The sequence below is a fragment of the Nitrosomonas cryotolerans ATCC 49181 genome, from assembly GCF_900143275.1.
GTDB lineage: Bacteria > Pseudomonadota > Gammaproteobacteria > Burkholderiales > Nitrosomonadaceae > Nitrosomonas > Nitrosomonas cryotolerans.
Genome location: NZ_FSRO01000001.1, coordinates 1,920,638 through 1,933,540, shown reverse-complemented (window position 1 = coordinate 1,933,540; position 12,903 = coordinate 1,920,638). Strand labels below are relative to the sequence as shown.

The window sequence follows — 12,903 nt, the reverse complement described above, 5'->3', positions numbered from 1 at the left end:
GATTGATCGCAAACCACAATTCGAGACCTTTACAAAACCTCAATAGTTGGAAACTTCTAGCGAGGACTTTTGCAAAAATCTCATTCAGGAATATACATTGCATACGGTAAAGGCCAGCTCGTCTACAAAAGCATTATTAGCTTTACTTTCCACGCCAGTGAACTGAATATAAATCATGACGTCGGTCTTTCAGATTTTGCACCGTGCCGGCATTGCGCGCCATATGCAATGTCTCAAGACGTAAATCCGCAATCGCAACTGTCTCCACATTAGGTGTTGTATCCGCTGCAATGCCATCCCGCGCAAACGGAAAGTCACAGGGAGTGAGGATGCAACTCTGAGCATATTGAATATCCATATTAGACACGTTTGGTAAATTTCCTACATTCCCCGACATAACCACATAAACCTGATTTTCCACTGCCCTCGCCTGGCTGCAATAGCGTACGCGCAGGTAGCTCTGGCGCTCATCAGTACAAAATGGCACAAAAATAATGGCAACTCCCTGATCAACAAGATGGCGTGCCAACTCTGGAAACTCTGAATCATAACAAATAAGTACGCCAATCGGGCCACAGTCGGTTTCAATCGCATTGAGCACCTCGCCGCCCTCGATATTCCACCAGTACACCTCATTCGGCGTAGGATGAATTTTAGGCTGCTCATAAACAGAGCCATCGCGCAAAAATACATAGGAAACATTTTCCACATGTCCAGAAGGCATACGTGTTGGATGCGAACCACCAATAATGTTAATGTTATAACGTAATGCCATATCGCGTATCGATTCAGTAAAGCGAGGCGTATACTTAGTCAATGCTTCAATAGATTCGGCAGGTGATAGCGCTTGATCTTCAATGGATAATAATTGCAGTGTAAATAATTCGGGGAATACAACAAAATCTCCTTTGTAATCAGCTACTACATCAACAAAATACTCCACAAATTTTATAAATTCATCGAATGAATGCACGCGCCTTAGCATATATTGTACGGTGCCAACACGTACCGTTTCTTGTAATCGTATTCCACTGCTTTTATGTTGCTTTTTTTTAGATTCCTCTGGCACCTTAGGATTATGCCAGATGAGATGCACCGCGTTACCTAATGAATCCCGATCTGCAGGCAAGTAGTTTCTGATTACACCCAGGACATCAAAACCATTGTGTAATTGAAAAGACAGCACGGAGTCTCGTTGTTTTTTCTGTACAATTTGCTCAACATATTCCTCTACATCAGGAAAGCGGCGTACTTTCTTAACATAGCTGGGCAATCTTCCAGCAAACACAATCCCCTTTAATTCCAGCTTCTGACATAACTGCTTGCGTGCATTATAGAAACGCTGTCCAATACGATAACCACGATAATCAGGATCAACACATACCTCCATACCATATAGGTAATCGCCATGAGGGTCATGGCGCGACGCATAACCATTTCCTGTAATTTCTACCCAGCTATGTCTTTTCAGCGCAAAACGCCCTGCAATCAGGAAAGCAGCACAATAGCCTACTAATTTATCATCATAAATGGCCACGAACTGGCCTTCGGAAAACTGATTAATCTGTCCGGTCAACGCGCCTTCTGAATACCCAGATAATCCCGTGCCTGTATAGGCCCGATTAGTCAGTACTTTTAATGCGGGCACATCTTTCAGCGTGGCATTGCGTATGGTCAATCGTCGTGTTTTCTTTTGAGCCGCCAATTTCGAGGGATCAGAATCCATAGAAAAAACTCCTCATCAGCTGATAACAGAATTAGCATAATGCAGCTTCATATAATTCAATACAAGCATCTCACTACATAAAACTCAGTCTATATTGGGAATCACTTTTCCCATATGTCTAAAAATACTATTCTAAACAACCGGATTCTTTAATTAGCCTGCTTCTTTTCTATTGGGTAAGCTTAAATGTAATATAGAATAAAGCATATACTCACCTCGTTTTGTTTATATTTTATGAATTCAACAAACATATCGTATCGATATCTTTGTGCGGCATGATGCTGTAGCTACATACATACGACCAGCCAAATCAATCCTTTCGTTACCATCTTTGAGTACGTCTACCGTGCAACTTAATTACCTACATAACCTGAGCTAATCCATGAATGTGGATCAAATAACAATATTTCTACTATTGGTTTGCGTTATGGGCCTGTTCATCTGGGGGCGTTGGCGCTATGATCTGGTTGCCTTTGCAGCACTCATTGCTGCCGTTCTACTTGGATTGGTTCCTCCGGCCGATGCCTTCCTGGGTTTCTCTAATTCTGCCGTCATTACAGTAGCAGCCGTACTGGTCATCAGTCGAGGCCTCAGTGCTTCCGGGGCCATTGATCGCCTCGCTCATGTCATGATACCGAAGGTCCAGAGCCTGGCATTGCAAATCTCCGGTCTATCTGGTTTTGCCGCTGTTTTATCCGCAATCATGAATAATGTAGGCGCACTCGCGCTGCTCATGCCAGCTACCATCGATGCAGCAAAAAAGGCAAAACGCTCTCCATCACTCTTATTGATGCCATTATCATTTGGCTCGATTCTGGGTGGCCTCGTCACGCTTATCGGTACCCCACCGAATATTATTATTGCCAGTTATCGCGAAACGGTCATTGGCACACCCTACCAAATGTTCGATTTCGCACCCGTAGGGCTGGTAGTTGCAACGGCAGGCATTTTATTTCTTGCGATATTTGGCTGGAAACTCATTCCGAAAGAGCGCCAATCGATATCGCCAATCGATGAATTACTTAATATCGATGCTTATGTAGCAGAGGTAGTCGTACCAAAAACATCGGCTGCCATTGGAAAGAAAGTCATCGATCTGGATGATATTGCTGATAAATACGACTTATGCATCGCCGGACTCATCCGCAATAATAAACGTATCCTCCGTCCCACGCGTCATACCATAATCGAAGCGAAAGATATCTTAATCCTGGAAACAGGCCCCAAAGAATTAGATAAATTCGTCGAGAAGCTTGGACTTATGATCAAAGGAGGTACTGAAAAATCGCGTGCTTTGTTCAGCTCCGATGAAGTGCTACTTATCGAAGCAGTTGTCTCTGCCGATAGCCGTTTGATTGGTCGCGTTATCGGTAATCTGAGATTTAAATCTCACTATGGTCTTAATCTGCTGGGTATCTCACGTCAGGGCAAGACTATCCGCACACGCTTGCATAAACTCGTATTTCGATCAGGAGATGTACTCCTTTTACAAGTCGATGAAGAGGTGATTTCAACCAGCCTTCCACACCTGGGGCTGCTACCGCTGGCATGGCGTGGCTTACAAATCGGTAAACGTCGCCATGCATGGCTGGCTACAGGGTTTATGTTCGGCGCCGTAGTACTGGCCGCAGCAGGAATAATGAGCCTCACAATTTCCTTATCATTGGCAGCACTTCTAATGGTATTGTCAGGCATAGTGCCCACACGGGATCTTTATGAATCAATCGATTGGCCCGTGATTGTACTGGTTGGTGCAATGATTCCTGTCGGCGGCGCATTAGAAACTACCGGCTCAACCACTCTGATTGCAAATGCCATTCTACAGCTGGCCGATGGCTGGTCACCGATAGTGGTGCTATCCGCTTTATTTATTGTGACCATGACATTATCGGATGTCATGAATAACGCAGCCACAGCCGTCGTCATGGCACCGGTTGGCATCAATATAGCCATACAGCTCCATGTCAGCCCAGATCCCTTTCTAATGGCGGTCGCCGTTGGTTCAAGCTGTGCTTTTCTTACTCCAATCGGTCACAAAAATAATGCACTGATTATGGGGCCAGGTGGCTATGCTTTTGGTGATTATTGGCGGATGGGCTTACCGCTCGAAATAATCGTAACATTGGTATCCATTCCAATGATTCTCATTGTCTGGCCATTGTAGCTGGGTAGAATCGAACTTGTAAGCGCGTTTAATACCCATCACGTTATACACATAACACAGTAATGCTATTATGTGCAAATCGCCCGAGACGGCAAACCAAAGCCGCTATAACCGTCACTAAAAATGGTAACACTGACGGCTTTAGGGTAAGCGTGACCACCGTCGATCAGGCCTGTGCCAGAATCGCACTGAAAGTCTTAGATGTCGATGGCCTATTTGGAAAACAAGAGATTTATAACTTCTGATTATCAAATGATTCTCTGCGTGAGATCACAACTGCTGCCCGCAGCTGTGTACGCCCAAATTTAGCCATTGCGACAAATTCCGGTTTTGATATTGGCACATAAAAATTATCCGTATCATTGGCATACTGTTTCGTATCGACATCGGGATCATGCATATAAATAAAATGAGGATCATGCGCTGTTAATAATACCCAATGCGGTGCCTTATTACGGTTAATGCGGTAAGTGCTGATTAGAATTAATGGAATGCGTCCTTCATCCAGATGTGCCACTAACTCTGGCATCGTAATACTGTGATAGTGCTTTCTCACCTGTGTCTGCTCTAATTGACGCATAAAATCACGCTGCACCAAGCTAATGATGTCGCGCTTTTCAGGATTCCGTACACTGTCAACAAATAACGCTTCTTTATGACTGAGATACATATCCACATCAAAACCACGCCGATAAGCGGCCAATGCCAGCCCATGTGGACCACAACCGCCATGACCAGCGGTCATAAAAATTGTTGTAGATTCGCGCCAGAGTTGTAATTCATGTGCTTGAGACAAACTTATTTCTTGTTTCAAGCCAGCCATCGCCATTAATAATGATGCAGGACCGCAACTAAATTCCGTTGTCTGCCGATAAAAAGGCACCTTCAAACGGGAGACTGGATGCGGATAAATAATTCTTTTTTCAAAGCATAATGCCGCGCTGTGATCCTCATAATAATCTTGTTTTGTATCAAACTGCCTGTAACCCAATCGCTTGTAGCAGGCAATCGCAGTTGTATTATCTGATCGCACTTCAAGCCTTAGATACACACAATCATGTTTCTGTGCTGCCTGTTCGGCATGTTTTAATAGAGCTGTCCCCAGGCCGGAGCCTTGGCATTCAGGCAAGATTGCAATTGAATACAAACGTGCGAGTGACGTGCCACGTCGATAAAGTAACAAAGAGTAGCCCACAATATTATGATCTACTTCTATCAGAATAATATCGGCATGGCCTTTCTCCAGCATCCAGTGGAAACTACGAGCACTCAGTGTATCGCGTGCAAAACAACGATTTTCAATCACAAGCAATTGGGTAATATCTTTTTTTATTGCACTTCTAAATACAGGTCGCGATCTAGTTTTAGTTTCAATGGTCGTGTCCTGGTTCATTCCCTTAATCCGGTAGGATCAATAAGCACACAAACCTGTTAATGCCTGTGTCAGTACTTGCTCACTACGAAATAGAATCATTTCTTTCCAATCTGTTTTATCAGGATAGAAATAATTTCGTAACCGTAGACTCACTGCATCCATTTGTTCGGCATCTATTTTATCCCGATTAAATTCTTGCCAATAATAGTTTTCTTCACGCAAAATTGCGAACATCTCATCAACCGAGTATGTTCCAAACTCCAGTGTAACAAAACAGCCATTCTCACCAAAAGCAGCATGCCAGACATAGTCTAGCAAACCGAACTTGGGGACAGAAGTTGACGTGCCACATAACGGTTCTGTGACACTATCACCGAATAATAGTTTGGCCAATTGCGCTCCTGGGGAGCGAGGCGCGTGATCAGAAATAATTTCCCCATAACCGTAAGGTCCCAAGCCTGAATGAATATCAACCACGATTACCTGATTTCGTTGCGTCAACCTATAGTCTGCAATGATCGTTTTAATTACGAGATGTGACCAGGCTGGTTCAGAGCCGCCGTAGAACAATCCGTCTGGGAATTGATATTGACCACCACTGATTGCCTGCTCAGTCAAACTTCTGCCATATCGTACTTGATAGGCATGTATCTTTTCCTGCGCTATTTGATTTAGCTCATCGTTCCAGTATTCAGGTAATAATACCGAAGCGAGTTCTTGATAGCCATTGTTATCAGGCAGATGCGCAGTAAAATCAATAAAATTACGATTAAGATCAATATTATTTTCATTCACTCGGCGTAGATGAGCAAAGCCAAATGGATTTAATGCATGAATAAATAATATGGCAACATCATTGGTCGGTAACATCACGTGTTGCAGCCAATTGGCCTGTGCGGCTGAGCCACAAAATCCTTCAACACCATGCGTAGCACTCACCACAATCAGAATCTTAGTCGCTTCTTCAGGTCCCAACCAAAAAATATCTGTTGTTAAGGGATAATTGTGATACTTTTCTGTGGGATGTCGGAAAGCTCTTAATTTTCCAGGTAAGCCGGCACACAGCATTAGAAATCTCTCGCGAGCGATACTATAGCTATCGGGAAAAATATCGATATCATATTGCATCAGCATACTTATTCCTTATAGGAAAAAGCACTATATTTACGCTCCAGACGACGAATAAATTCTTCCATAATAATGCGGTACAAATCATCTCCAAGATAGAGATCTTCAACACCACTATCAATACTGGGATTATCGTTGATTTCAATGATGACATTACGCCCCGCAACCTGTTTAAGATCGACACCATAGAAGCCCTCTCCAATTAATTTGACTGCTTTTGTCGCAGTCCTAATAATATCTTTGGGCACTTCATGTATGGCAATAGTTTCAAAGTCACCGCTTTGATCTTCTGGCTTCGCGTTATTATGATTATAAATCTGCCAGTGCCCTCTTACCATATAGTACTTACAAGCATAAAGCGGGCGATTATTTAAAAAACCAATGCGCCAATCATAATCAGTCCGTACGTATTCTTGCAACAACAAAATAGCAGACTCTTTAAATAGTTCTGTACAGTATTTTTCCAGCTCATCTCGGCTGTGTGCTTTGACAACACCTCTTGAAAATGAACCATTAGGAATTTTAAGTACGACGGGATAACCGAATGTCTGTTCTAGTTCGTGGAAATCCAGCATTTTATTACGTAAAATAAGCTGTGTTTTCGGTGTAGGGATATTATGCGTACTAAGCAAATCAGCCAGAAAGACCTTATTAGTACATTTCAATATCGAATCTGGATCGTCTAACACCACAAGACCTTCGCTTTCAGCGCGCTTGGCAAACCGATAAGTGTGATGATTGATTGCAGTTGTTTCACGTATAAACAAAGCATCATATTCTAGCAATCGGGCATAATCATGCTTATCAATGATGTCAATATCCAAACCCAAGTCATTCCCGATACGGATAAAATTTTTAATTGCTTTGTTATCACTGGGTGGCAAGGCTTCATTCGGATTACATAAAATAGCCATTTCAAAACGGAAACGCTTGCGTGATCTAGGCTTCCGCCAGATTTTACGACTATAAGCATCAATTGCCGTCGCAAATTGATTTTGCTCCACCTCGTTCAGGTCAGCTAGTGTGCCGGGTATAACACTGACGATTTCCCAACGCGATCCACGCTTAAAATTAACAGCCAGTATCGGGCAAGGATAAAGTTCAAATAAACGTCGGGCTAATTTCTCCAATGACGGATAAGAAACTCTACCGAAAAATATCTTGATAGCTAAAATTTCAGCGTCGGATTGACCGAATTTCACCAGGTGCTTATCGAGCGATTTATCAAGATTATTATCATACAAACGATAATAATAGTGATTGGCCAAGTCATTAATGCTACGTATCGATGGAATCACTCGCTGTCCACGGGCTTCGGCTAGTAATGAGCAATAATAACCCGTACCTAAGTAATTATAATCACGGCACAAGTTAATGACTTGCGCTTTCCCCGGTTTTTTAGATTCAGGTAATGTCAAATAAACTTCGAACGTCATCAAATCAGCAGTCGGGTAATATGGTGTCCAATCTTCTTGGCTATCAACCAAAATATATAAAGAATGCATAATGACTTTAACCTAAATGAATAGCGCTGATAGAAACAACTTTCATAGACATCGTCTTTCCCGAATATAAAAGATATTTTCTTAAAAATATCGTGTTAAACATATACCATCTGACTCGCCATTTTGCATCTTTAGGAGCTGTTTCAAAATATCTAAAAATTGGATTTCTCCATTTTTGAACTTTTTAACTATCACAGAAAAGAAAGTTTTAGTTTTAGAGTGTAATTCCAATACAATACTCTTCAGTAATTTGCTTTAAATAAAAAGAAATCAGCATAACACAAGCATATACAGGGCCTGTCGCGTAATTCAATTACTCGCACTTTGATGCAAAAAATTGGTTGTTTCTATAAGATTAGCTCGGTTGATATGGTTTTAGCTAATTTTGGATACAATAATCCCTCGAGTAAAAACGAGGCCAAGTGGGTCAGGCTGTAAAATCAGCCGGTTCCAACTAAATTAGTTAACATAAAAAAGTTGATTGTAATTCTAGAGACAAGTAAACATCTGACAGGACATCTTGTCTGATTACTTAACAAGTGCATCATTAATTAGTTATAGATTATTGGATTTAATTTTAAATATTTTGAGGTGTCCTTTTAATCTAACAGCAGACAAAAAGACATGACCATTTATTTCGGTTATCAGGCTATTCGAATAACCGAAAGAAAATTGATCATCTTAGAACAGGAGGGAATTATGGCTCTGATATTGACATCAACATCCTTTACACATCATGGAACCATCCCAACTCGTCATACTTGCGATGGTAAAAATGTTTCGCCAGCACTTACCTGGACAGGAATACCTGAAGGTATCAAAAGTCTAGTATTAATCGTAGATGATCCAGATGCACCTGATCCAGATGCCCCCAAAATGACCTGGGTACATTGGGTATTGTATAATATTCCACCTGATGTCAGTGGCCTGGCTGAAGGCGTAACAGAAAAAAAATTGCCGCCCGGTACTTTACAAGGCATGAACGATTGGCAACATACAGGTTATGGCGGACCTTGCCCGCCCATAGGCCGTCATCGTTATTTTCATAAACTCTATGCATTGGGCACCATGCTCCCAGATTTGCAAATCCCAACCAAGGCTGTGCTAGAAAATACAATGCGGGGGCATATTATTGCAAATACTGAACTAATCGGATGTTATCAACGCCAATCTTCTGGTTAATACCAATGTAATGCTCGCCCCTTACTTATTCTCCAAGCCAGATTCAAGGGTGTGGCTGCTATAACATTTACTAAAGGCAAAGCTACCAGATCATTGCTATCCAATTGTTTCTGAATACGATACCTAGGTAAAAAACCAACTCCCAAGCCATACGTCTGGCATCAATTTTATGTTGCAGGGTCGCTACACGTAGTACCGTTCGCTTATCAAAGATTCGGCGCGTTAATGGCGGCAAATGACGTGATGAATCTCGCACGACTACCGCTCGATACTGCTGCATATCCTCTCTTGTCAAGAGATGATTTATTTTGGTTAGCGGATGCGATCTGATAACAACTGTTCCAATTTGCGGCAAGGGTAGTTCGCAGGAATCAATGCATCCAGTGAGACTTTTGCAAAAGCCCTCGTCAGAAATTTTCCACTATTGATTATAAAGAGTTAATTTTTCAACTATTGGACTTTTGCAAAGGTCTCAGCGTAAGAAATAAGTTGCTCTGATCTCTTTTACTCATCTCACAATCCATCATTGACTATTTTGCCTATTATCTCAAATTATTGTGTATTTTCCGACAGACCCATAATGAATGAAACCAATAGCTTTCTATGTTTATCTGAAGAGGCGCTCCAGAATTTAGAAATCACCACGACGAAAACGATTGATGGCATTGGACATTGAATACGTGATCCAGAGAAACTTCAAGTCTGGAACGCATCGGAATCCGGTATCTTATCTCTGAACCACAGATTTCTGATGGCAATTCTTGTAGTTGCGGATACCCCATCTTTCTTATCAACGAAATCTTTCTCATGTTCTTTGAAGGAATGCGCACATTCAAGCGTAGTAGTGCCCAGCAAGATATTCTGGCCAAAAGACGAAAAAAATGAGTTTGATAGCGATACCAATGATACAGCACCAAAAAACAGTATACGAAGCTGATATTGCCATTTCAGCGGTCACCTTATCCATTCAAACCCTTTCCTGATTCACACCGGTCAAAACCCAGAGCTTTTATATCATCACCGGATCCTGCCAAACTCTGGATACTAGAAAATCTACTTGCCCTCAATCCCATCGTTACTGATAATCCTGAACAGACAGCTTTCATGCCCAGTAAAATGATGAACCTCGATCGAGCGCGGGCTATTATTTTTATCAAAAAGCACGTGCAACATCCCAGGGATTACCCATTGACACGTCGTGATAGATATTATCTGCCCCCCAGACAAGAGACTCCTGATTTTTTTCAAGAATCTCCTGGCTTTCAGGAAAACAGATTACTGTTCAACCACATAAACTTCAACACGGCGATTCATTGCGCGGTTAGCGGCCGTATTATTTGCCACAATGGGCTCATAAGAACCACGACCATCGATGTTGATACGATGAGCAGGAACACCGCGACTTACCAGATAATCACGCGTACTGGCTGCGCGATTAATCGATAATGGATTATTAATCGCATCGCTACCGGTATTATCGGTATGTCCAATAATCGTCACTATAGTATTCGGGTTATTAACCAGACTCGATGCAAAACTATCTAACACCGGTCTCATGTTAGCTTTAACGGTGGCGCGATTTGTATCAAACGAAATATCGCTCGGAATTTCCAATTTCAAACGATTATCCTGTGTTTGAGAAACTTCTACACCAGTGCCCACTGTAGCAGCCTCCATCTGTCTCTTCTGCTCTTCCATTCTTTGAGACCACGCATAACCGGCCGCTGCGCCAACGCCTGCGCCCACCGCAGCGCCAATTGCAGCACCTTTCCCTTTGCCCGCAATCGCACCAATTATCGCGCCCGTACCCGCGCCAAGTGCACTTCCCTGCGTGGTACCACGTTGCGTCTCAGTCATATTGGCGCAGCCACCAAGTGCAAACAGCAGCGCTACAGTCACAATAAGAATTTTTGATTTATTATTACACATCATGCCTCCCTTAATTATGGGTCATTACTCAAATAGATGGAATTGGAAGCTGAATCCTTTTCATATAAACGATTCCCCATTTCTCTGGTAAAGTTTACAGTATTTATCTCAAGCATCACTCATAAAAGGGAAAATCCATAATGAATCAAGAAGGTATATTGTGTGACTTGCACGATTATGTTGAAGTAGCCTGTATGTACCATTACCAGTTGAAATTAATATTGAAAGATAATCAGATTATCGAGGGTAAAGCAATCGATATCATCACCTCTACCGAAAAACAGGAATATCTAATTATTAGCAATGGACAAGAACAATACCATATTGAATTAACTCAATTGGCAAAGATGCAGGCGACTACACCTAATGCCCGATTTAGTGAGATTCTTTTCTAAAACAAACCGTCATCAAAAAAACACCCTATTCCGTTGTTCAAAGTAGATCCTTTTGCATTGCACATGTGTTTAGCACATTGTGTTATTCATGGAGGCTTTTGCAAAAGCCCTAGCCGGAAGTTTTCGAATCTTGATTATAAAGGATTAATTTTCCAACTATTGGGGTTTTGCAAAGGCCTCTCATGGTATTCATCGTTATGAACAGGTTATTAAAATATAGCCTGATTGCGCTCACTGGTACAACTATGCTTGTTATCGGCACGATTGTGTATATCACTACAGCTTTGAATATAAATAATTTCAAACCACTAATTGCGCAACTAATAACAGAAAATAAACAACGCGAACTCAGGATCGAGGGTGACATCAAGCTGACACTTCACCCCAAACTGGGTATTAACCTGAGCGGAATTTCTCTAAGTGAATACGGATGTAAAAAAATATTTGCATCAGCCGAGCAAGTCCATTTATCACTATCATGGCCGGCCTTATTCAGGAAACAATTAATCGTAGATCAAATTACGATTAGAGGACTGAAAACCAGATTGATTCGTTTTAGCGATGGCAGTACTAATATCGATGATCTGATCAATAGTGACAAGAAAAGCAGACAGATCGAATTTCAATCAAGCCATGTTCATCTGAAAAATACGGCGCTTATATTTCGTGATGAAATAAGTCAGAAGGAATTTGCACTGGTCAATTTAGACCTTGAGGCTGACCACATCACCAGATATACACTAAATAATCTGAGACTAACCGCAATCGGCAGAATCAAAGAGCTCGATAACAATAATGGTAAGCACTACTTCAATATTGCGTTTAATATGAAGGGAGCACGACTGCATAATGATAAGCTAACCAGCAGTAGAATCGATCTGACAGGAAAAACTATTCACTCCGAATATAACTGGATCGGAAAATTGACCTTATCCAATATAATCAGCACTGCTAGTCATTTTAAAGGCGACTTGGCCGTCATTCAATTCGCATCAAACAATAATGATCAAAACATTCAGATAAACCTTGCTACTTCACTGATAGGAAACCCAAGTCGCCAGCAATTATTTCTGCCACACTTAACGACTATTTTGAATATTTGCACGCCTGACATACTTAACCAATGTATCGCCGGGCGCTTATCAGGTGATCTTTCCATTGATGCCCTTTCCGAAATAATGCGAGTAAACACCGTTGGTACATTGGAAGACAGCACGTTTAAGACCGCATTAACAATAACAAATTTTACTCAGCCAGCATTCATCTTCAATGTAGATATCGATAAACTAGATATCAATCAATTCTTGCTACCGATTCCAGGAAAAATAAACACAAAGAAGATAACCAGAAACAACTCGGATTTGAACAGATTATTCAATTTATCTTTTTTGGAGAATCTAAATGCGAATGGTTTGATCCATATTGGCATACTCCAAACCGGCAATATTAAATCATCTGGCATACAGTTTAAAATTCAATCTGATTCCATGCCAAAGTAA

At 41.6% G+C, this 12,903-nt stretch carries 10 protein-coding genes; 4 read left to right on the top strand and 6 right to left on the bottom strand.

Features of this window, described 5'->3' with window-relative positions:
* Positions 1 to 142: 142 nt before the first annotated feature.
* A complete protein-coding gene (locus BUQ89_RS08620) occupies positions 143 to 1,726 on the bottom strand; it encodes a bifunctional GNAT family N-acetyltransferase/carbon-nitrogen hydrolase family protein (RefSeq protein WP_051537639.1) in 1,584 nt (527 codons plus the stop codon).
* Between the two features lie 382 nt (positions 1,727 to 2,108).
* Here BUQ89_RS08620 and BUQ89_RS08615 point away from each other — a divergent pair, with 382 nt between their 5' ends.
* A complete protein-coding gene (locus BUQ89_RS08615; protein ID WP_028461950.1) occupies positions 2,109 to 3,890 on the top strand; it encodes an SLC13 family permease in 1,782 nt (593 codons plus the stop codon).
* A 232-nt stretch (positions 3,891 to 4,122) separates the two neighbouring features.
* Here BUQ89_RS08615 and BUQ89_RS08610 read toward each other — a convergent pair whose 3' ends face one another.
* From BUQ89_RS08610 to BUQ89_RS08600, 3 genes are read right to left on the bottom strand one after another with little or no spacing between them, the layout of a single operon-like run.
* The gene (locus tag BUQ89_RS08610) at positions 4,123 to 5,283 is read right to left on the bottom strand and encodes a GNAT family N-acetyltransferase/peptidase C39 family protein (protein WP_074202577.1); all 1,161 of its coding nucleotides are present in this window, start codon (positions 5,281 to 5,283) and stop codon (positions 4,123 to 4,125) included.
* A gap of 18 nt (positions 5,284 to 5,301) precedes the next feature.
* The gene (locus BUQ89_RS08605) at positions 5,302 to 6,399 is read right to left on the bottom strand and encodes a M14 family metallopeptidase (protein ID WP_051537640.1); all 1,098 of its coding nucleotides are present in this window, start codon (positions 6,397 to 6,399) and stop codon (positions 5,302 to 5,304) included.
* 2 nt (positions 6,400 to 6,401) lie between these two features.
* Complete coding sequence (locus BUQ89_RS08600) at positions 6,402 to 7,898, bottom strand: RimK family protein (protein WP_028461953.1); 1,497 nt, start codon at positions 7,896 to 7,898, stop codon at positions 6,402 to 6,404.
* 699 nt (positions 7,899 to 8,597) lie between these two features.
* On the opposite strand from BUQ89_RS08600, the gene BUQ89_RS08595 reads away from it, so the two are divergent.
* Positions 8,598 to 9,080, top strand: a complete 483-nt coding sequence (locus BUQ89_RS08595) for a YbhB/YbcL family Raf kinase inhibitor-like protein (protein ID WP_028461954.1) — start codon at positions 8,598 to 8,600, stop codon at positions 9,078 to 9,080.
* Between the two features lie 82 nt (positions 9,081 to 9,162).
* On the opposite strand, the gene BUQ89_RS08590 is transcribed toward BUQ89_RS08595, so the two are convergent.
* Complete coding sequence (locus tag BUQ89_RS08590) at positions 9,163 to 9,360, bottom strand: type 2 periplasmic-binding domain-containing protein (RefSeq protein ID WP_028461955.1); 198 nt, start codon at positions 9,358 to 9,360, stop codon at positions 9,163 to 9,165.
* Positions 9,361 to 10,355: 995 nt separating this feature from the next.
* The gene (locus BUQ89_RS08585) at positions 10,356 to 11,009 is read right to left on the bottom strand and encodes a YiaD family glycine zipper/OmpA-like lipoprotein (RefSeq protein WP_036573434.1); all 654 of its coding nucleotides are present in this window, start codon (positions 11,007 to 11,009) and stop codon (positions 10,356 to 10,358) included.
* 140 nt (positions 11,010 to 11,149) lie between these two features.
* On the opposite strand from BUQ89_RS08585, the gene BUQ89_RS08580 reads away from it, so the two are divergent.
* Positions 11,150 to 11,404, top strand: coding sequence for a Rho-binding antiterminator (locus BUQ89_RS08580; protein ID WP_028461957.1), 255 nt, complete (start codon positions 11,150 to 11,152; stop codon positions 11,402 to 11,404).
* A gap of 197 nt (positions 11,405 to 11,601) precedes the next feature.
* Complete coding sequence (locus BUQ89_RS08575; protein ID WP_177183597.1) at positions 11,602 to 12,903, top strand: AsmA family protein; 1,302 nt, start codon at positions 11,602 to 11,604, stop codon at positions 12,901 to 12,903.

What these genes read in the sequence shown, in the direction of transcription:
- BUQ89_RS08575 (WP_177183597.1), top strand. Translation starts at nt 11,602, where the DNA reads ATGAACAGGTTATTAAAATATAGCCTGATTGCGCTCACTGGTACAACT.
- BUQ89_RS08590 (WP_028461955.1), bottom strand. Translation starts at nt 9,360, where the DNA reads ATGCAGCAGTATCGAGCGGTAGTCGTGCGAGATTCATCACGTCATTTG.
- BUQ89_RS08595 (WP_028461954.1), top strand. Translation starts at nt 8,598, where the DNA reads ATGGCTCTGATATTGACATCAACATCCTTTACACATCATGGAACCATC.
- BUQ89_RS08620 (WP_051537639.1), bottom strand. Translation starts at nt 1,726, where the DNA reads ATGGATTCTGATCCCTCGAAATTGGCGGCTCAAAAGAAAACACGACGA.
- BUQ89_RS08585 (WP_036573434.1), bottom strand. Translation starts at nt 11,009, where the DNA reads ATGTGTAATAATAAATCAAAAATTCTTATTGTGACTGTAGCGCTGCTG.
- BUQ89_RS08615 (WP_028461950.1), top strand. Translation starts at nt 2,109, where the DNA reads ATGAATGTGGATCAAATAACAATATTTCTACTATTGGTTTGCGTTATG.
- BUQ89_RS08600 (WP_028461953.1), bottom strand. Translation starts at nt 7,898, where the DNA reads ATGCATTCTTTATATATTTTGGTTGATAGCCAAGAAGATTGGACACCA.
- BUQ89_RS08605 (WP_051537640.1), bottom strand. Translation starts at nt 6,399, where the DNA reads ATGCTGATGCAATATGATATCGATATTTTTCCCGATAGCTATAGTATC.
- BUQ89_RS08580 (WP_028461957.1), top strand. Translation starts at nt 11,150, where the DNA reads ATGAATCAAGAAGGTATATTGTGTGACTTGCACGATTATGTTGAAGTA.
- BUQ89_RS08610 (WP_074202577.1), bottom strand. Translation starts at nt 5,283, where the DNA reads ATGAACCAGGACACGACCATTGAAACTAAAACTAGATCGCGACCTGTA.